Here is an 18538-nt window from a genome sequence, read left to right as displayed (position 1 = left end):
AGGAGTGCCAACAGGGCAAACGCATCTTGAGGACCGGAAATGACCTTCATGTTCAACCGCGGCGACGCCGCGGCTAAACTTGCTGCGCTCGATAGATCTCAAGCGATCATCGAGTTCCATCCGGACGGAACGATCATCACCGCCAACGAGAACTTCCTGAAGACGATGGGGTACAGCTTGAAGGAGATCGTCAGGAAGCATCATTCCATGTTCGCCGACCCCGACCACAGGGAAAGCGCCGAATATCGGAAGTTCTGGGAGGATCTGCGAAACGGCCAGTTCAAGGCCGCTCAGTACAAGCGGATCGGCAGTGGCGGCAGGGAAATCTGGCTCGAGGCATCTTATAATCCGGTGTCGAACGGGTCAGGCAAGCCGTACAAGATCGTCAAGTTCGCGACCGATGTTACCGAGAGGACCAAGAAGAACGCTGAACTGATCGGCAAGATCGATGCGATCAACAGGTCGCAGGCTGTGATCGAGTTCGAACTGGACGGAACGATCATCACTGCCAACGAGAACTTCCTGAAGACGATGGGGTTTAGCCTCGAGGAGGTCGCGGGCAAGCATCACAGCATGTTCGCGGAACCCGGCCTCAAGGAGAGCCCGGAATATCGCGCGTTCTGGGACGACCTTCGAAAAGGGCACTTCAAGGCGGGGCAATTCAGACGGATCGGAAAAGGTGGCAAGGAAATCTGGATCGAGGCCTCCTACAATCCGATCCTCGATGCCGACGGTCGCCCGTTCAAGGTGGTCAAGTTCGCCACCGACCTGACATACCGCAAGGAGCAGAATGCGCGCCTGGCCGACGAGTTCGAACAGGGTGTGAAGCGAACGGTGGACTCCGTGTCGGTCTCCGCGACCGAGATGGAGGCAACGGCGACGCAACTCCGCGATACTGCCGACGGCACCAAGCAACAGACGACGACGGCTTCCACGGCGGCCGAGGAGCTGTCCGCGTCATCCAATGAAATCGCGCGGCAAATCGCCGAGTCGACGCGCGCAGTCGGCACCGCCGTGGAGGCGGCAGATGAGTCCGAACGCCGTGTGAACGAGCTTCTGACCGCCGCCCAGAAAGTCGGCGAGATCACCATGATCATCGCGGACATCGCCGAGCAGACCAACCTTCTGGCACTCAACGCCACGATCGAGGCCGCGCGCGCCGGGGAAGCCGGTAAAGGCTTCGCCGTGGTGGCCTCCGAGGTGAAGAGCCTGGCCAACCAGACTGCCAAAGCGACAGAAGAGATCGGGCAGCAGATCAAGGAGATCCAGGATTCAACGCGGATCACCGCCGACTCGATCAGTGACATCGCCCGCACGATCACCCAGGTCAACGAAATCGGAACCTCGATTTCCAGCGCGGTCGAGGAGCAGGCCGCGGCGACCCAGGAAGTGTCCGTCAATTTAAGCGGCGTCACGCAGGCAACGGAAGAAAGCGAGGCCGCTGCCTCGAATGTCCTTGATGTCGCCGAGGGCCTCTCGGTCCGGGCCCGGGATCTCAGCGTTCAGGTAGAGGGATTTCTGGATAAAGTCCGCTCGATGTGACGGGAGCGGCGGGCGACCAACCGTCCGGCGCATCGTGCGCGTTAGCCAGCGATTTCCTGCTCGAAGGTCTGGAGAGTTCTCGCGAGCCGCTCCGCGATTTCGTCGATCTCCTGTTCCGTCACGATCAGCGGCGGCGTGACCATGAGCCACTCGCCGTATTTGCCGTTTGCGGTCCGGCGGGAATAGAGCAGCAGGCCGTTCTCCATGCCGATCTCGGTCAACCGGCTGGAGGCGAGCAGCGATGCAGGCGGTATTCGCTTGGTTTCCCGGTCCGTTACGATCTCGATGGCGTTGAGGAGACCGCGTCCGCGCACGTCGCCCAAGATCCGGCTGGTCTCCTGGATCTCGGCGAGCCGCGCACGCAGATGCGTTCCCATCGCTGCCGCATTTGCCATGAGGTTCCGGTCGATGACCTCGCTGAGCACGGCATGGCCGACTGCGCAGCTCAGCGGGTTGGCCACGTAGGTATGGCCGTGCAAGAAGCCGCCTGACTGCGTGACGGTGTCGACCATCTGGGCGGACGCGAGCACCATACCGAGCGGGGTGTAACCGGCGGCGATCCCTTTCGCGAGGGTCACGATATCGGGCTGCGCATCCGGCCAGTGTTGGGCGGCGAGGAACGCGCCTGTCCGCCCGGCGCCGCTCATGACCTCGTCATAGATGAGCAGGACCCCGTGCCGGTCGCAGATCTCCCGGACCGCGCTGTAATAGTGATCCGGCGCGACGAGGGCACCCGTGGCGAGGCCGCCGATCGGCTCCATGATGAAGGCGAGCACGCTGTCCGGCCCCTCCGAGACGATCGTGGCCTCCAATGCGGTGGCGCAGCGACGGGCATAGCTGTCCGCGTCTTCGTTTTCCGGCAACCTGTAGGTGAACGGAGCCGGAACCTTCGGCATGACCTGCATGACGCTGGCGAAGATGGCTTCGGACGCCGGATCGCCGCTCACGGAGGCGGCGCCGAGAGAGGCGCCATGATAGCCCGGCTCACGTCCGAGGACCTTCCAGCGGCTGCTCTCGCCCCGCGCGACGGCATATTGCCGGGCCAGTTTGATTGCCGCCTCTGTCGCCTCGGATCCGCCAGAGACAAAAAACGCACGCTCGAAACCCGGGCCGGCGAGTTCCGCGACGAGACCGGCGAGCGCGATATTCGGCTCGTTCTCGAAATGCTGCCGGGCGGCGAAGCAGATCTTCCGGGCCTGAGCGCTCATGGCGTCTATCACCCGCTTGTTGCCATGACCGATATTGGTCGTCACGGGCCCGGAACAGGCGTCAATATAGCGGTTGCCGTCCTTGTCCCAGAGATAGACGCCGTCACCGTGGCTGACGACCGGGTGCCGGCGCGCGCCTTCGGGAAGATAGAAGACGTCGACCGGGCCGCCCCGATGGCCGAATGTTCCGCCGGATTTCCTGAGTTCGTTCGCCATCCTGCGCTCCTGTCGCGAATCTGCAGCCGAGAACGGCAGGAGAAAATCATATTATTGTACACTGTACAATGGTGGTCATGCGCGATTGCGGGCGCGTTCGAGTTCTTGTGCCAGTCCGGCGATAAGGGAGTTCGTGAACATCTCGAAGCCACTCTCAAGAGGGGCCTGGTTTCCGTTCTTCCAGCGCAATACGAGCGCGCGGTTCAGCAGCCGGTGACGTTGCGCTGCCAGGACCGGGTAGCGCGCAGGATCGGCAGCCTCGACACTGGCGGCAAGGGAGGTTTCGAGCTCTCTTTCCGGGTCCGGAAAGACGTGCGCGAATTCCTGGGTCGCATAGCCGCACATTCCAACGACAACGCTGTTGTAGGCGGCGACGAGGTCTTCATCCTCGAAGCCTGCGCGTGTGAGCGTCGAGAGGATGGCTTCGACGAGATTGAGGTCGACGCTGGCGCTGGAAACGAGATGGCCGCCGACCAGAGGCGCGACATTGGGATGTGCCCGGACGATATCGCGGTAGCGGCGGAACAAGTCCTTCAGCCAGAGGCGCCAGTCCGCATTCTCCTCCGGCAGGACATCGGCGAACAGAGCCGCGATCACCCGGGCGATGAGGAGATGGCGGCTCGGGACATGCCAGTACAGCGCGGTGGGATATACGCCCAGGGCCTTGGCGATGTTGCGGATGGAGAAATTGTCGAGGCCCTCCCGGTCAAGCAGATCGATCGCTGCGGCGACGATGGCCTCGCTGGAAAGGGGCGCGCTCTTCCGCTTCCGACCGGAGTCGCCGCGACGGTCGGCGTCTTTCCTTCCTGTCATCTCGTCAGCCTGCCACATCGACAGGATTGTAGGGGCGTTGGTCGGGAGGTCCATCGGCAAAACGCCAGACGGGATCTCGGGCCGGATCCGCGGGCAGGGCGATCATCGATGAGGATACGGTCGCGAAGCCCTTGCCGTTGTCGAGATTGACCGCGGAGCCGTAATCGGACGCGTCGCCGCGGGTCCGGTCTGCGAGAAGTTTCTCCCAGGCGGACCAGTCGCCGCTTTCCGGATCCGGTGCGGCGGCGATGCGGAACCGGGGCAGGGCGCGGCGCACGCGCGGACTGTCCGGATCGTTCACATCGTAAGCGGTGAAAACCGATAGTCCCTCGGGAACCTCGAAGACATCGACCTCGCCGTCGCCGCGGCCCTCGTTGCGCAGCCAGTAGGCCTTCTGCGCGTCGGCGACGAGCATGTTGAAGCTGCGATAGCTGCTGCCTTCCAATTCCCCGAGCGCCTTGGCGGCTTCTTCTGCCTCGGCATGCTCAAGCGCCTCTAGCACGATCTCGCCGCGGCTGCGCTTCCCGTCCGCGGGTCCGAGCGAACCGCGCCGGTTGAGAATTCCGGCGACAAGGCCGTGATCGTTGATGCCGAGCCAAGAGCCGCCGCTCAGCTTGTCGAGGCCGGCAATCGTCTCGGGGCGGTCCGGCCAGTGGCGCGCCGGTGCGGACCACGGGCGGGACTGCATTTCGTCACGGTTCGCGGCTACCAGGATGGGCCAGTCGTCGCCGGGGCGGCGCAGGAGAATGAGGGTGCACATGGGCGAGACCCTACGCTCCGGAAACATTTTTTGACAACTGGGCGAATTGCGGCAATCTGCCAGTTAACAGATGGCGTTCGGCCTGATAGGTTGCCGCCGATTTTGAGGTTCGCGCCTGCTCAAGCCGATGTCCGGCCGATGCGGCCGGTCGCGACGGGATCGGGATAGAGACGAGGGAGTAATCGACCGATGTCAGGTTTCGATAAACGCCAGAAGGGTGAAGAAGCAAAGTTCGCGCTGGATGCCGAGCTTCAGTTCAAGGCCAGTGCGCGCCGGAACAAGCTTCTCGGCCTCTGGGTCGCGGAGACGTTCCTCTCCAAGTCCGGCGCCGAGGCCGAAGCCTATGCCAAGGAAGTCGTAGCCGCCGACATGGAAAAGCCCGGCATCGACGACGTTGTCGAGTTCGTTCTGAAGAGCGTGGAAGGCACCGGTGCGGATCTTTCCGAGCATCGCCTGCGCAACAAGATCGAAGAATTCACCGCGCTCGCGGTCGAGCAGGTCAAGACCGAAGGCTGATCCTTCCTTCGGATCGCGGGAGAAAGCGGCGCCGTAAGGCGCCGTTTTTGTTTGCCGGGGCTCTCGCCGGTGCGCGGTGGCATTCCGCTATCCACTTCGTCTCTCCGTCTCGGTGCTCCGGGCTTTCCGTCAATAGAGGGAGGCTTCCGCGCTGACCGAAGCCGGCTCGAAAAGAGCGCTTCTCCCGACATGCCGGTCGTTGCGAAACAGTCGTCGCCGGAGCCCCAAACAGTGGTGACCCAGTCGGCAATTCGAATGCTTGTCCCGGATTCTTGGTTGCCTCTTTCTGGTAAGTTCGGACAGGCGCTGTTTCTCGAATTGGTGGCAAAATATTGAAAAATTTGTATGATTTCAGTGATATTTGATTGTTTGCACAATCAAAGAGCGAGTACCCTCTTATTGGGTGTGTGAGGGGGAATCGGGATGTTCGATCGCACGGTTGACCATTTTCACGGCGGTGGCGCGTTGCCCGCTAACCGGGTGGCGACGGACGCGGGGTTCTGAACCCATGCTGCAGGATCTGGACACCGCCGTTCTGCCACGGGCCGCGGCCATGTATGCGGCGGGAGACATGGCGGACGGTTCCGGTTCCGGGGATCCGGCCACCGCCGCGTTCCTGCGGGGGCTCGGTTACGCCGGTGCGGGAAGCGGCGCCGAACCCTCGCGGCATCGTCTGGCCCTGCTGCGCGCGGCGGCCGGTTTCGAGCGGCTTTTCTCTCTTGCGGCACCGTGCGCTCCGGGCCTTGTCCTGTTCGGTGCCGTCGTCCGTCCGGAGACCGGAAGAGACCCGTCTGTTCCGCAGGCGCCGGGAAGCGTGACCGGCTCCGGGCTCGATTTCGCGAGCGCTTTCGAATCCTGCGTCGGCGAGGGTGTGGAGTTTCTCTCCCAGTTCGAGTGCGACGGAGACCGGATCGCGCCGCCGGACGGCGCGCCGGTCATCGACGCTTTTCCGGGGGCCGCGGGCGCTCCGGCGCCGTCAGGAGACGCGGTGGCGGCGACGGACCTTCGCTCCGGGGACCCGATCCTGTTGCCGTTCGAACGCTGTATCCGGCCACCCGGAGCTGCCGGAATGGGAGCGGGACCGTTCATCTACGGAACCGGCTGCGGAGCGGGCGGGAGTTTCGCTGCCGCGGCCCTGCACGGGCTCTATGAACTGATCGAGCGGGACGCCGTCGCGCTCTGGTGGTGGGGGCGTCGGCGCGGCCGTCCTCTGGCGGTGGAGGCCGGCGGGCTTCGGGACGCTGCCGATCTGCTCGCGGTGCTCCGGCGCGGCGAAAGCGGGCGCCTAAGCTGGTTTCTGGACCTCACTACCGATATCGGCGTGCCGGCCGTCGCTGCCCTCTCGGCCGATGAAGCTGGCGGCTACGTGGCCTGCGGTACGGCGAGCAGGACCACACGCGGCGCGGCTCTGGCGGCGGCGATCCGCGAGATGTGCCAGATGGAGCTCGCATATGACGTGGTTCGCGCCAAGCTGGCGGAGGGCGGTCCGGAGGCGCTGAATGCGGCCGACCGGCGCCATCTCGGGCGTGCCGAGAATATCCATGCGGAAACCTGTGTGCATCTGCATCCGAGCGGCGCACCGCGTCCCCCGGTGGATCTCGCCGATGACGCGAGCGGGCCGGAAGGCGCCCTGCAGGCGGTGGTTGCCCGGCTGGCGGCGGCAGGAGCGGCGTCCTACGCCGTCGATCTCACCCGCCCAGCCTTCCAGATTCCCGTGGTCCGCGCTGTCGTGCCGGCGCTGCAGCTCTATCCGAGCGACATCGTCACTCCGCGCTTGCGGCAGTGCTTCGAGGCCGCCGGCACCGACCAGCCGCTCTACCCGCTCCACTGACGGCGCGGAGGAACGACACGATGACCGAGACCGAGATGATGCAGGATTCGAAGAACGGTGACGCGGTGACCCTATCCCGGATCCTCGATATCTCCCTTGTTGCAGAGACCAGTGCGTTGATTGGAAATCAGAGGCTCGATCTGCGCCGCCGCAAGCTCGCGGCTCTGCTTGGCTACCTGGCGCTGAGCGAAGCCCGCTCGGCGACCCGCGAACGGCTCGTCGGCCTGCTCTGGAGCGAGACCCAGGAGGGAAACGCGCGAACTTCGCTCAGGCAGATCCTTCACTGGCTGCGGCGCGCGCTGGAGGAGTGCGGGTATGAGGGGCTTCGTGTCGACAAGCACAAGGTCTCACTCGGGCCGGAATCCGTGGTCGTGGATGTCTGGGAGGCGGTCGAGGCGGCGGAACGCAAGACCGTGCACCAGAAGCTGCTGGATGTGGGGGATTTTTCCGGACGCCTCCTCGACGGCTTCGAGGATATCGATCCGGCTTTCCGGATCTGGCTGCTCGCGCGCCGGCAAAGCATACATGAACGGCTGTTGCGCGCGCTGGAGGAGATTCTCGCGGACGGGAATTGTGCCGAGGCGGAACGCGCCCGCGCCGCCGAGGCGATCCTCAACCTCGATCCGACGAACGAGGACGCCGTGCGCCACCTGATGTGGCTGCGCGCAGTCTCCGGAAATATCGGCGCGGCCTTGAAGATCTACAAGGCGCTCTGGGACATCCTCGACGAGGATTTCGCGATGGAGCCGTCGGTCAAGACGCAAGAGCTCGTCGCGGAGATCAAGAGCGGAATGTTCGACGAGGCGCCGCCGGCGAAACTCCCAGTCGCAGGGCCGGGACAGGGTATGCCGGATCCGCAGGTGTCTGCGGGACAGGTGGCGCAGAGGTTGGTGATCGCGGTCGAGCCCTTCTCGGTCGACGCCATTCATCCGGACCAGCACCATCTTCTCATGGGGTTCCGGCACTTCCTGGTTGGATCCTTCGTCCGCTTCCGGGAGTGGCGGCTGATGGATCTGCAGGCGCCGCTCGCCGCCGGGGAAAGTCCGGAGGTTCGCTTCGTCCTGCAGGCGACGGTGCTCGGGCCGGGTGACCCGCCGAATGTGGTGCTGACTTTGAAGGACGTGAATTCGGGTTTCTATGTATGGAGCGATCGTTTCGCGCTGCGTCTTGATGATCTGGTGACGTTGCAGCAGCGAGTGGTTCGCAGCATTACCGCCGCACTCAACATCCATCTCTCGGTCGGCCGCATGGTCTGGCCGGCGGATGGCTCCTCCATCCCGTCCCATCTCTACGATACCTGGCTGCGCGGACAGGCAATGGTTGCGCGCTACGACCCGGCCGACTGGCGCCGGGCCTCGCAGCTCTTCGAGAACGTGATCCAGCAAGCGCCGGACTTCGCACCTGCCTACAGCAGTCTGGTGCAGTTGAAGAACTCGCAGCATATCGTGCATCCGGGGACCTACCGGAACGATGAAAGACAGGCTGAAGCTCTGTCTCTCGCCCGCACGGCGGCCCGCCTCGATCCGATCGATTCCCGGACCCAGCTCTGCCTTGCCTGGGCCAACGCCTTTGACGAACAATACGAGCCGGCAGAACTGCATTTCGACCTCGCGCGGGAGCTGAACGATCTCGACCCCTGGACCCTGACCTCGGTTGCACAGGGCTTTGCTTTCTTGGGGATGGAGAGCAAGGCTGAGAAGTTCGCAGCGGCGGGGTTGGCGAACTGTGTCGAGCCGAAACCGCTGCATTGGAGTTTTCTCGCCGGGATCAGGTTTTTTACAGGGGATTACGAAGGCACCTATGATGCCGCTGTACGGGCCGGTGATTTTGTCGCCGCAAACGGATCATGGCGGGCAGCCGCCCTGGCCCGCTTGGGGCGGCTTGAAGAGGCGCAGCGGGAACGGAGCGCCTGTTTGACGGAGATCCGCCGGCGCTGGAAAGGCGATCGCGATCCGGATGATGGCGAAATCACTCGCTGGATTCTCCAGCTCTTTCCCGTGCGGGAACCGCATCACCGGGATATCCTGCGTACGTGCCTCGACGAGGCAGGATTCCCGGTGGAATAGGTCGTGAGACTCAAATGCAGTTCGACATCGTGTATTCGCCGATCCGCTGGCAGTGGAAACGGATGATGTTTGGAATATTTGCCGTACAGGGATGGTAAATCTGATCGTAGAAGTCGGGCATCGGATACTTCTTTCCGTCACTCAGAAATTCTTCCGATTGCTCAACGTGAGCGAGGCTCGGAACCTTGAAGGTGAGGGAGTTCGGATCGCCATACGCAATCCGCACTGTATTCACTTTGAATTTTCCGGTTGGGTCAGGTTTTGCTTGGATTCCCCATTCCTTCAAGATGCTCTTGAAGGATTTGAGAGATATTTCATCGACCCAGACATTTTTGTTATTTAGATTTGCGAGTGAGGTTTGGATGATTGCGTCTTTCTTGTATTCCGGTTTGTCTACGTCTTTCGGGTCCTGCGGCGGAATCTGAATTGGGTGCTCCCGAAGGTAGGCGATTCGTTTTACAAGTTCTCCGAATCTCTCTTCCGATCCGGCGAGCAGCTCAAACCTGTTCATTGGTGTGGTCATCATGTTTTCCTTTCTTTGTTCGGGGTGAAAACTAGATAAAGTGGGGATAAGAATCTTCCATGCCATTTAAGCATGCGACGGTGTGTATTAAGTCGGATGCTGTGTTAATTTTTCCAAGGGCGGGAATATATGTTTTATGTTTTTCATATTCGCGTTCTTCACCGGGAAGATATTTGTATATTGTTTCTGAGAAGATAATGGATCCGAGCGTTCCGAGGGATTTTCCTTTTCCTTCTTCCATGGCTTCAAAAAGCGTGTAAAAAAACAAAGGTGGATCCAATGAAAGATGCTCAATTTCGCAACTCGTGAGGTTTGACGAGGCGGCTTCGTTGGCTTTTGTGAGCCAGCTGGCGAGAGCATTCTTTCGGAAAGTGGGGTCGAACAGCAGCTTGGATTTCAGCTTCGAGCTGCTTGGATGCTTTGAAATTTCCGCTGCCAGGGCTTTGACCGACCAGAGATCAGCGAAAGCGCCGCGCAAAAGATCGCGTTTGCTTGCAGGCTGACTTCCCGTGCGGGCAGTGAAGCGAAAGCCCTGAGCAAAGGATGGGCCGATCTTTCTGCTGTAGTTTGGGGGCGGGAAATCATTGAATTCGAAGAATTTGGACCACTGGATGATCCAGTCGCTGTCTAAAGGCATTTCGTTCGGTCGGTTTTGGGAATTGAAACGTACAATTTTCTCAATTCTGTGATCCGTGTTCGGGCGGTCGTTGGTTGTGTAGCTTTCTCGCACCATGGCGTGCCCAAACCTCAGTACGGCATGAGAAAATTCCAGAGGGATTTTTTTATCTTTGTCTTGGTCGAATATTGATTGCCTGATTGGTTTGTATATATCATGCACATCTTGATGTAATATTTTTGGAAGAACGTCAAATTCTATTATTTTCTTGTAAAGTAATGTAATTATTTCTTTTGATAGTAAAAAATCCCTTTCTATTTGAGTTTGATCTTTTTTGGTGTTCGGTGATTGTTGGGAGTGTACGTGATCGAATATTTTATTGTGTAGTAATATGAAGACGGTAAGAATTTGTGAAATGTTTGAGTTGTCGTCATTTCGCGGGTCGACGATTAATGGGATCGACTCCTTTCCTTTAGCTAGAGGGTCTGCTTCCGGAACGCCTCTGCCGATGTCCCGGAGGCGATGTTCGGGTCTAGTCTCGCGATCGCTGATGTTCCTGAAGGGTGAAAGACGCAGATGCGTCCGTATCCCCGTCACTTGGTTTGAAGGGGCGTATGCGTACGGGCAAGTTGTCGGGCTTGCGCCGTAGAGAGTATCCAGGTTCAGGGCTGTGGCCCGATGATTTCGTAGTTCGCTGCGGTCGAAGGCGGGATCCGGAGTATGTAGCGAGGTATGGACCAGATCGTGCGTGATGAATTGGAGAAGGTAGGTGTAACCAGCCGGGATAGATGTATTCTCCCACGCGGCGGGTTTCCCTTGCTCGCTGCGTCCCCAGAAGGTCCTCTCGGAATCGACAAAATCCAGAAGGTGCGAAAGTTTCTCGAATAACTTCGATGTGTTTCCTAGATTGGCTCGCGGGTCCTGGCCGAAAACCTTGAATGTCTCAGAGGGACCGGGTTGCCGGATGAAGTGGCGAAAGCCGTTTCCGGGAATGACCTCATGCAGTGTCAATGCGCCGCGCGCATCCTGACTCAGAAGTTGCTGCAATCCCTCATGCGAATCCATCGCGCTCTCCCCGAAACATCATTGCGGACCGCCATCCCGGACGGCCGGTCCTGCAAAAGCAATGATACATTGTTTCTTTGAGAGCGTTATTCGAGCGTTACTCGATGAATTTCCTGAGAATTTCGCCTACTGGCTGATGTCACGCTTCGCCGAACACGCGCTTGAAGATCGTGTCTACATGCTTCGTGTGATAGCCGAGGTCGAACAGGGATTCGAGCGCGGCGTCGTCGAGGCATGCCTTCACTTCGCCGTCTGCCTTCAGCAGTTCGAGGAAATCCTTGCCCTCGAGCCAGACCGGCATGGCGTTGCGCTGCACGGCCTTGTAGGCGTCCTCGCGGCTCATCCCCGCTTGCGTCAGAGCGAGCAGCACGCGCTGGGAGTGAATCAGGCCGCCGAGCTGGTCGAGATTGGCCTGCATGCCTTCCGGATAGACCAGCAGCTTGTCGATGACACCGGTGAGGCGCGCGAGGGCGAAATCGAGGGTGACCGTGGCGTCCGGGCCGATCATCCGTTCGACGGAGGAATGCGAGATGTCCCGCTCGTGCCAGAGCGCGACATTCTCCATTGCCGGAACCACGGCGGAGCGAACGAGACGGGCGAGGCCGGTCAGGTTCTCGGTCAGCACCGGGTTGCGCTTGTGCGGCATCGCCGAGGAACCCTTCTGCCCGGGCGAGAAATACTCCTCCGCCTCGCGGACCTCGGTGCGCTGCAGGTGCCGGATCTCGGTCGCGAGCCGCTCGATCGAGCTGGCGATGACGCCGAGAGTGGCGAAGAACATGGCGTGGCGGTCGCGCGGAATCACCTGGGTCGAGACCGGCTCGGGCTTCAGGCCGAGCTTCTCCGCGACATGCTCCTCGACCCGCGGGTCGATATTGGCGAAGGTACCGACGGCGCCGGAAATGGCGCAGGTCGCGATCTCGGCCCGGGCGGCCTCGAGGCGCGCGCGGTTGCGGTCGAACTCGGCATAGTAGCCGGCCAGCTTGGCCCCGAAGGTGAGCGGTTCCGCATGGATGCCGTGGCTGCGGCCGACCGTCGGGGTCATCTTGTGTTCGAAGGCGCGCTTCCTGATCGCGGCGAGCAGGGCGTCCATGTCCTTCAGGAGAAGGTCGGAAGCCTGCGTGAGCTGAACCGCGAGGCAGGTATCCAGCACGTCCGAGGAGGTCATGCCCTGGTGGACGAAGCGGGCCTCGTCCCCCACATATTCGGCTAGGTTGGTGAGAAAGGCGATGACGTCGTGCTTGGTCTCGCGCTCGATCTCGTCGATCCGGTCGATCTCGAAATTGCCGCGCTCCCAGACCGCCTTCGCGGCCTCCTTCGGGATCACGCCGAGTTCGGCCTGCGCGTCGCAGGCATGGGCCTCGATCTCGAACCAGATACGGAACTTGTTCTCGGGTTCCCAGATCTTGACCATCTCGGGGCGGGAATAGCGCGGGATCATGTGCGTCCTCGGTGTTCGACGGAATACTGGCGGCGCCGGAAAGCGGGATGGCGTTCGGGCAGGCGGGGTTTTATCATTGCCGCCCGCCGGAGTCACGCCATCGGCGGGAGAGGGACGAGGGAGCTTATTCATGAAAATCGACGGCACGCCGCATCGTACGATCTGGCCGGCGGGAGACGGTACCGCGGTCGAGATCATCGACCAGACGAAATTGCCGCACCGGTTCGAGATCGCGCGGCTCGAAACGCTTCAGGATGCGGCGCATGCCATCAAGGCGATGCTGGTGCGCGGCGCGCCGCTGATCGGCGCGACCGCGGCCTACGGCATGTGGCTGGCGATGCGGGCGGACGCCTCCGATGCCGGGCTCTCGAACGCGTATGAGCGGCTCTACGAGACCCGGCCGACGGCCGTGAACCTGCGCTGGGCTCTCGATGCCGCGCGGCGGAAACTTGCACCGCTGGCGCCGGAGGTACGCGCCGAAGCCGCTCTCAATCTCGCGGGCGAGATCTGCGACGAGGATGTCGGCATCAACCGCGCCATCGGCGAGGCGGGACTGGCCGTCATCAAGGATATCCAGTTGAAGAAGAAGCCGGGCGAGACGATAAACATCCTGACCCACTGCAATGCCGGATGGCTCGCGACGGTGGATTGGGGCACGGCGACGGCGCCGATCTACCTTGCGCACGACGCTGGGATCCCGGTGCATGTCTGGGTCGACGAGACCCGGCCGCGCAATCAGGGCGCGAGCCTGACCGCCTGGGAGCTCGGCAATCACGGCGTGCCGCACACGGTCATCGTGGACAATGCGGGCGGGCACTACATGCAGCACGGCATGGTCGACCTGGTGATTACAGGAACCGACCGGACGACGCGGGCGGGCGACGTCTGCAACAAGATCGGCACCTATCTCAAGGCTCTGGCGGCGCATGACAACGGCGTGCCGTTCTATGTCGGTCTGCCGTCTCCGACCATCGACTGGACGATCGCCGACGGCGTGCGCGACATACCGATCGAGGAGCGCGGTGCGAGAGAGGTGACGGAGATGACCGGGCGGCTGCCTTCGGGCGACGTTGCGACGGTGACGATCACGCCGGAGCGGAGCCCGGCGGCGAACCCGGCCTTCGACGTGACGCCGGCACGGCTCGTCACCGGCCTGTTGACGGAACGCGGACTCGCGGAGGCGAGCGAGGAGGGACTGTTGAAACTTTTTCCGGAAATGCGGCAGGCGGGCGAAGACTGATGGCAAAGCGCATGGGGGCGGCCGAGAAGGCGCTCCGGCAGGAGGTGATCGATACCTGCCTGAAGATGAACGAACTCGGCCTCAATCAGGGGACCGCCGGCAATGTCAGTGTGCGTGTCGGCGACGACCCGAAGGAGGGGTTCTTCCTGACACCGTCGAGCATCCGGTACGACCGGCTCACTCCGGAAGATATCGTGCGGATGGATCTCGAGGGTAATGTCGAGGGGAAGCACAAGCCGTCGAGCGAGTGGCGCTTCCATCTCGACATCATGAAGGCGCGTGAGGATGCGGGCGCGATCGTGCATACCCACGGCATGTTCGCCACCACGCTGGCCTGCCTGCATCGCGATATTCCGGCTTTCCATTACATGATCGCGCTGTTCGGCGGCCCGACAATCCGCTGCGCGCCCTACGCGACCTACGGCACGCAGGACCTGTCCGACCATGCGCTGACGGCGCTGGAGGGGCGCAAGGCCTGCCTGCTCGGCAATCACGGGCTGATCGTGCTCGGTCCGCATCTGGAGCGTGCGCTTGCGCTCACCGTCGAGGCGGAGACACTCGCGGCGATGTATTGGCGTGCGCTGCAGATCGGCCAGCCGGCCATCCTGCCGGATGAGGAGATCGAGAAGGTCGCGGCGAAGTTTGGCGTGACGGGGTATGGTGGGCGTTGAACGGTCTGTTTGAGGAAGGAGCGCGGCAATGATTGTAAGACGTCTCTTCTTGGAAGCGGCCCGCCGGATCGCGCAAAATCCGGAGGTGCAGCAGAAGGCTGCCGACATGGCCGCCGATGTCTATGTGAAAACACGTCCGAAGCTGGAAAATGCCGGGCGGCATCTGAGTGAGTCCGCCAGGGACGCTGCGGCCGAGCATGATCCGCTCAAGGATCCTCTTGGGTTTGCTAAGTCATTGAAGAAAAGAGCACTTCCACCTGAGAGCTAGGTCTGTGGTGTAGACCCTGCTCTCCGTGAACCGGCCGCTCCGGGCGATGAAGCCGGCAGGGTAATTGACATATTTATCTAAAATACAATATAAATGCTGTGTTTAACCGTGAGCGCGATGGATTCAAGCGCCGGTTTGCGGCAGAATACCCGCCGGAGACCGGCCTGAGCGAACTGGGCTGGATATGGCACTCGGTCCGATTAACAATTTTCCTCTGGTTCCGGTCCCGACCGGCGAGAGGCAGACACCGGCGCAGCCGAACGAGGTTGACGGCGGGGCCCGGCGTGCCCGTGGACCGGATCCGGCGAACAGCCGGTTCGCCGAGGAACTGCGCGGCAGCGATCCGCGAGCCGATCAGCAGAATCCGCAGCGCCAGAACCCGATCCCGCTTGAAGAGGTCAATGCGGATCTGCCACGGGGATCCATTCTCGATATCACCGTCTAGGAATTGCGGCTCAGCGCGAGATGCCGGAACAGGGTTTCCGGCTCGAACGGTTTTGTGATGTGTCCGCACATGCCGACCGACTTGCTCTTCTCGATTTCCTCGGCGACCGCGTTCGCGGTCAGCGCGATCACCTTGAGATCACGATAGCGGGGATCGGCGAGGATATGGCGCGTGGCCTCGTGTCCGTCCATCTCCGGCATCTGCAGATCCATCAGGACGGCGTCGATCTTCGGCGCTGTCTCCGACAGCATGATATCGACCGCTTCCTTGCCGTGGACCGCCGGGAGAACCGTCATTCCGGCGCCTTCCAGCAGCACGGTGGCGATCTCGCGATTGATCATGTTGTCTTCGACCAGAAGCACCTGCATGCCACTGCAGGCAACGCGCCAGTCGCGCTCCTCGACAGCGGTCTCGGTCAGGTCCGCCTCAGCTCTCCTGAGCGGCAATTCGAGGTGGAAGGTGCTTCCCTCTCCGGCGGCGCTCTCGACCCAGACCCGACCGCCCATGCTGTCGGCAAGCTCGCGGCAAATGGCGAGCCCGAGACCTGTCCCGCCAAAGCGGCGCGTCGTCGATGCGTCAGCCTGATCGAAGGGACGAAAGACACGCTCGGATTCCTCGGCCGTCATGCCGATCCCGCTGTCCTGAACGGCGACATGGACCTTCGCCCTACCGCTCCCGATCTCTTCGATCTCGGCAGTCACCCGAACGCTGCCTGAGTCGGTGAACTTGATGGCGTTGCTGCAATAATTGGTCAGGATCTGGCTGATCCGGTGCGGATCGCCGAAGAAGTGCTCGTTTTCCGCCCCGGCCGTGTCGATTTCGAACCGCAGGTTTTTCTCTTCGGCGCGCGGTGCTGCGATCTGCTGAACCGTATGGAGCATCTCTTCGAGCGAGAACGGGATGTCTTCGAGATCGAGGCGACCGGCTTCGATTTTTGCGAAGTCCAGAATGTCGTTCACAATCCGGAGCAGGGAATCCGAGGAGGATTGAACCTTTTCGACGATGGCCAATTGTTCCTGCGTGAGTTCAGTCGAACTCAGGATGTGGTTGAGGCCGATGATTCCGTTCAGCGGCGTGCGGATTTCATGGCTCATCCGGGCAAGGAAGTCGGATTTGGCCCTGTCGGCTTGTTCCGCACGGCTCTTGGCCGCGCGCATCTCGGATTCTGCGCGTTCCGTCTCTCGTAGTTGACGGTTCAGTTCGGAGGTCCGCTCCTCGACCCGCTCCTCAAGTTCCTCGTTGGACGAGCGCAGCAGGGTTTCGATCCGCTTTTGCTCCGTCACGTCCCGGTAGGTGGTGACGAAACCGTTGTCTATCATGCGCCGGACAACTTCGATGATCCGTCCGTCCGGGCGCTCGCGTGTGGCCGAGTAGGGCGTCTCATTCCACGCGGCCGCTGTGCGGCGCGCAATGATCTCGTCGATGTCGCCAGGGCCAAACTGTCCCTGTTCCGCCTGATGTCTCAGAAGGGTCGAGAGGTGGCAGCCGCGGTAGTTGTAGCTTTCCGGAATGTCTGTCAGCTCGAACGCCTGCGGGTTCGCGGCGACCAGGTTGAGGTCTTTGTCGAAGAGAGTGATGCCGTAGTCGACGGTCTCCAGAATGGTTTCCAGGGCGGCGGTCTTCTCCGAAAGCTCTTTGTTCTTCGCCTTCAGCAGCGCTTCGAACTGTTTCTGCCCGGTGACGTCCCGGTAGGTTGTCACGAAACCGCTCTCGATCGGGCGACGTATGAACTCGACGATCCGCCCGTCCGGGCGATCCCAGACCGCGGAATATCCTTCTGTGCTCCAAGCCTTCTCAAGTCTCTCGGCAACGATTTCGTCGATATCGCCCGGCCCGAATTCGCCGTTTTCCGCCTGATGTCTGAGGAAGTCGGCAAGAGGTCGTCCCGGCGTATTGAAGTGCGCAGGAATTGCCATCAGGTCGAGAGCCGGCGGATTGCAGGCGACGAGTCTTAGGTTCTTGTCGAACAGCGAGATGCCATAATCGATCGTCTCCAGAATGGTCTCGAGTGCGGCGGATTTTTCGGACAGTTTTTTGTTGTTGGCCTGCAGCAGCGCTTCGAACTGTTTTTGCTCGGTGACGTCCCTGTAGGTCGCGACGAAACCGATGTCGATCGGGTGGCGGGTTACTTCGATGATCGATCCGTCGGAGCGATGGCGAATGGAATGGTAAGGCTCCGGATTTTCCGCCAGGGCGGTCAGTTTCTCTACGATCTCCTCGATGTCTCCAGGGCCGAACTCTCCCGTCTTGGCTTGCAGGCGCAGGAACTCCGAGAAGTGCACTCCCGGCCGGTTCATTTCGTGCGGGACCTTCATCAGGTCGAAGGCACGCGAATTCGCCGCAACCAGACGCAGGTCCTTCCCGAAGAGCGCAATGCCGTGTTCGAGAGCAGCCAGGACGGCTTCCAGGGCGGATGTCTTTTCGGAGAGATCGGCGTTGTTGGCCTGCAGCAGAGATTCGAACCGCTTCTGTTCCGTCACGTCGACATGTGTCGTCACGAAGCCGCCTTCGACGGGCCGTCTGGTGGTCTCGTAGATCCGGCCTGTCGAAGATTCCCGGACAAAGCTGTGCGGTTCGAACGTCTGGGCCAGTTCAATCCGGGATCTGACCAGCTCTTCGACATCGCCGGCGCCGTAGTCGCCGCGCTCTACGAACAACCTGATATATCGTTCGAAAGGCGTGCCGGGTATCCGCAGATCCTCCGGTACATCCATCATGTCAAAGGCCCGCCGGTTCGCTGCGACGAGAGCGAGGTCGTTGTCGAACAGGGTGATGCCGTAGTTGACCGATTCCAGAATGGTCTCGAGCGCGGTGGTCTTCGCCGAGAGTTCCTTTTCCCTGGTGTGCAGTTCTTCGGTTCGTTCCCAGACGAGCTCGTCGAGGCGTTCGTTGGTCTCTTCGAGTTCCTTCTGGGATTTGCGCAACTCGGTGATGTCGTCGTAGGTGGTTACGAAGCCGCCACGGACCGGTACGCCGCTGATACGCAGGACGGTGCCGTCCGGCCGCTCCCTTTCGAAGCAGTGAGCCTCGGCCCTGCGGGCGAGATCGAGGCGCTCCCTGACAAGGTCTTCGATCTCGCCGGGCCCGTATTCGCCGCGCTCGGCGTTATGGCGGAAAAATGTCGACAATGGAGTGCCGGGTGTCCCCATCCAGAGGGGGAAGCCGAGCAGCTCAAGATAGCGCCGGTTGCAGACAACGAGTTTGAGTTCCTCATCGAAGTAGCTGAGGCCCTGACTCACATTCTCCATCACGGACGAGAGAACGTCCTGTTCCGTGGCGGGACTCTTTGCGTTCATTAGACGGGCTGACTCTCGGTCGTC

At 61.4% G+C, this 18538-nt stretch carries 15 protein-coding genes; 8 read left to right on the top strand and 7 right to left on the bottom strand.

The window, feature by feature from the left end; all coding sequences use genetic code 11:
* The first annotated feature begins 39 nt into the window (after positions 1 to 39).
* The gene (locus tag ACOOE1_RS05830) at positions 40 to 1542 is read left to right on the top strand and encodes a methyl-accepting chemotaxis protein (protein WP_420405397.1); all 1503 of its coding nucleotides are present in this window, start codon (positions 40 to 42) and stop codon (positions 1540 to 1542) included.
* A gap of 41 nt (positions 1543 to 1583) precedes the next feature.
* Here the strand turns inward: ACOOE1_RS05830 and ACOOE1_RS05825 are convergent, their stop codons facing one another.
* The 3 genes from ACOOE1_RS05825 to ACOOE1_RS05815 all read right to left on the bottom strand — a co-directional run bounded on the left by ACOOE1_RS05825 (position 1584) and on the right by ACOOE1_RS05815 (position 4539).
* On the bottom strand, positions 1584 to 2966 hold the full coding sequence (locus tag ACOOE1_RS05825; RefSeq protein ID WP_420405396.1) for an aspartate aminotransferase family protein: 1383 nt from the start codon (positions 2964 to 2966) through the stop codon (positions 1584 to 1586).
* A gap of 75 nt (positions 2967 to 3041) precedes the next feature.
* Positions 3042 to 3779 carry a TetR/AcrR family transcriptional regulator gene (locus ACOOE1_RS05820; RefSeq protein ID WP_420405395.1) on the bottom strand — a complete coding sequence of 246 codons (738 nt, stop codon included), beginning with the start codon at positions 3777 to 3779 and terminating at the stop codon, positions 3042 to 3044.
* Positions 3780 to 3783: 4 nt separating this feature from the next.
* Positions 3784 to 4539, bottom strand: a complete 756-nt coding sequence (locus tag ACOOE1_RS05815) for an NRDE family protein (RefSeq protein WP_420405394.1) — start codon at positions 4537 to 4539, stop codon at positions 3784 to 3786.
* Positions 4540 to 4728: 189 nt separating this feature from the next.
* Here ACOOE1_RS05815 and ACOOE1_RS05810 point away from each other — a divergent pair, with 189 nt between their 5' ends.
* The 3 genes from ACOOE1_RS05810 to ACOOE1_RS05800 all read left to right on the top strand — a co-directional run bounded on the left by ACOOE1_RS05810 (position 4729) and on the right by ACOOE1_RS05800 (position 8952).
* Positions 4729 to 5055 carry a DUF1476 domain-containing protein gene (locus tag ACOOE1_RS05810; RefSeq protein ID WP_420405393.1) on the top strand — a complete coding sequence of 109 codons (327 nt, stop codon included), beginning with the start codon at positions 4729 to 4731 and terminating at the stop codon, positions 5053 to 5055.
* 508 nt (positions 5056 to 5563) lie between these two features.
* Positions 5564 to 6886, top strand: a complete 1323-nt coding sequence (locus ACOOE1_RS05805; RefSeq protein ID WP_420405392.1) for a YcaO-like family protein — start codon at positions 5564 to 5566, stop codon at positions 6884 to 6886.
* Between the two features lie 20 nt (positions 6887 to 6906).
* Positions 6907 to 8952, top strand: a complete 2046-nt coding sequence (locus tag ACOOE1_RS05800) for a BTAD domain-containing putative transcriptional regulator (protein ID WP_420405391.1) — start codon at positions 6907 to 6909, stop codon at positions 8950 to 8952.
* A 10-nt stretch (positions 8953 to 8962) separates the two neighbouring features.
* On the opposite strand, the gene ACOOE1_RS05795 is transcribed toward ACOOE1_RS05800, so the two are convergent.
* The 3 genes from ACOOE1_RS05795 to purB all read right to left on the bottom strand — a co-directional run bounded on the left by ACOOE1_RS05795 (position 8963) and on the right by purB (position 12594).
* Positions 8963 to 9475 carry a hypothetical protein gene (locus tag ACOOE1_RS05795; RefSeq protein ID WP_420405390.1) on the bottom strand — a complete coding sequence of 171 codons (513 nt, stop codon included), beginning with the start codon at positions 9473 to 9475 and terminating at the stop codon, positions 8963 to 8965.
* 31 nt (positions 9476 to 9506) lie between these two features.
* Positions 9507 to 11156, bottom strand: a complete 1650-nt coding sequence (locus ACOOE1_RS05790) for a peroxidase family protein (RefSeq protein WP_420405389.1) — start codon at positions 11154 to 11156, stop codon at positions 9507 to 9509.
* A 139-nt stretch (positions 11157 to 11295) separates the two neighbouring features.
* Positions 11296 to 12594: an adenylosuccinate lyase gene (purB, locus tag ACOOE1_RS05785; protein ID WP_420405388.1), complete on the bottom strand. Its 1299-nt coding sequence runs from the start codon at positions 12592 to 12594 to the stop codon at positions 11296 to 11298.
* A gap of 130 nt (positions 12595 to 12724) precedes the next feature.
* Here purB and mtnA point away from each other — a divergent pair, with 130 nt between their 5' ends.
* The 4 genes from mtnA to ACOOE1_RS05765 all read left to right on the top strand — a co-directional run bounded on the left by mtnA (position 12725) and on the right by ACOOE1_RS05765 (position 15218).
* Positions 12725 to 13834: an S-methyl-5-thioribose-1-phosphate isomerase gene (gene mtnA / locus ACOOE1_RS05780; protein WP_420405387.1), complete on the top strand. Its 1110-nt coding sequence runs from the start codon at positions 12725 to 12727 to the stop codon at positions 13832 to 13834.
* Entirely contained in the window at positions 13834 to 14505 is a 672-nt protein-coding gene (locus ACOOE1_RS05775; RefSeq protein WP_420405386.1) for a class II aldolase/adducin family protein, read from the top strand. Before mtnA ends, ACOOE1_RS05775 begins: the two co-directional genes overlap by 1 nt.
* Before the next feature lie 28 nt (positions 14506 to 14533).
* Positions 14534 to 14773 (top strand): hypothetical protein, encoded by a 240-nt coding sequence (locus ACOOE1_RS05770; RefSeq protein WP_420405385.1) that lies wholly within the window; start codon positions 14534 to 14536, stop codon positions 14771 to 14773.
* A 184-nt stretch (positions 14774 to 14957) separates the two neighbouring features.
* A complete protein-coding gene (locus tag ACOOE1_RS05765; protein WP_420405384.1) occupies positions 14958 to 15218 on the top strand; it encodes a hypothetical protein in 261 nt (86 codons plus the stop codon).
* Here ACOOE1_RS05765 and ACOOE1_RS05760 read toward each other — a convergent pair.
* Positions 15215 to 18514, bottom strand: a complete 3300-nt coding sequence (locus ACOOE1_RS05760; RefSeq protein ID WP_420405383.1) for a PAS-domain containing protein — start codon at positions 18512 to 18514, stop codon at positions 15215 to 15217. The genes ACOOE1_RS05765 and ACOOE1_RS05760 overlap by 4 nt on opposite strands.
* Between the last annotated feature and the right edge of the window lie 24 nt (positions 18515 to 18538).

It is taken from the genome of Nisaea sp., assembly GCF_965216895.1.
Taxonomy (GTDB): domain Bacteria; phylum Pseudomonadota; class Alphaproteobacteria; order Thalassobaculales; family Thalassobaculaceae; genus Nisaea.
This window is presented reverse-complemented; position numbering and strand designations above follow the sequence as displayed.

Excerpts from the sequence above, each read along its gene's own strand:
- ACOOE1_RS05795 (WP_420405390.1), bottom strand. The coding sequence starts at position 9,475 with ATGACCACACCAATGAACAGGTTTGAGCTGCTCGCCGGATCGGAAGAG.
- mtnA (WP_420405387.1), top strand. The coding sequence starts at position 12,725 with ATGAAAATCGACGGCACGCCGCATCGTACGATCTGGCCGGCGGGAGAC.
- ACOOE1_RS05820 (WP_420405395.1), bottom strand. The coding sequence starts at position 3,779 with ATGACAGGAAGGAAAGACGCCGACCGTCGCGGCGACTCCGGTCGGAAG.
- ACOOE1_RS05830 (WP_420405397.1), top strand. The coding sequence starts at position 40 with ATGACCTTCATGTTCAACCGCGGCGACGCCGCGGCTAAACTTGCTGCG.
- ACOOE1_RS05790 (WP_420405389.1), bottom strand. The coding sequence starts at position 11,156 with ATGGATTCGCATGAGGGATTGCAGCAACTTCTGAGTCAGGATGCGCGC.
- ACOOE1_RS05775 (WP_420405386.1), top strand. The coding sequence starts at position 13,834 with ATGGCAAAGCGCATGGGGGCGGCCGAGAAGGCGCTCCGGCAGGAGGTG.
- ACOOE1_RS05760 (WP_420405383.1), bottom strand. The coding sequence starts at position 18,514 with ATGAACGCAAAGAGTCCCGCCACGGAACAGGACGTTCTCTCGTCCGTG.
- ACOOE1_RS05825 (WP_420405396.1), bottom strand. The coding sequence starts at position 2,966 with ATGGCGAACGAACTCAGGAAATCCGGCGGAACATTCGGCCATCGGGGC.
- ACOOE1_RS05770 (WP_420405385.1), top strand. The coding sequence starts at position 14,534 with ATGATTGTAAGACGTCTCTTCTTGGAAGCGGCCCGCCGGATCGCGCAA.
- ACOOE1_RS05815 (WP_420405394.1), bottom strand. The coding sequence starts at position 4,539 with ATGTGCACCCTCATTCTCCTGCGCCGCCCCGGCGACGACTGGCCCATC.
- ACOOE1_RS05800 (WP_420405391.1), top strand. The coding sequence starts at position 6,907 with ATGACCGAGACCGAGATGATGCAGGATTCGAAGAACGGTGACGCGGTG.
- ACOOE1_RS05810 (WP_420405393.1), top strand. The coding sequence starts at position 4,729 with ATGTCAGGTTTCGATAAACGCCAGAAGGGTGAAGAAGCAAAGTTCGCG.
- ACOOE1_RS05765 (WP_420405384.1), top strand. The coding sequence starts at position 14,958 with ATGGCACTCGGTCCGATTAACAATTTTCCTCTGGTTCCGGTCCCGACC.
- purB (WP_420405388.1), bottom strand. The coding sequence starts at position 12,594 with ATGATCCCGCGCTATTCCCGCCCCGAGATGGTCAAGATCTGGGAACCC.
- ACOOE1_RS05805 (WP_420405392.1), top strand. The coding sequence starts at position 5,564 with ATGCTGCAGGATCTGGACACCGCCGTTCTGCCACGGGCCGCGGCCATG.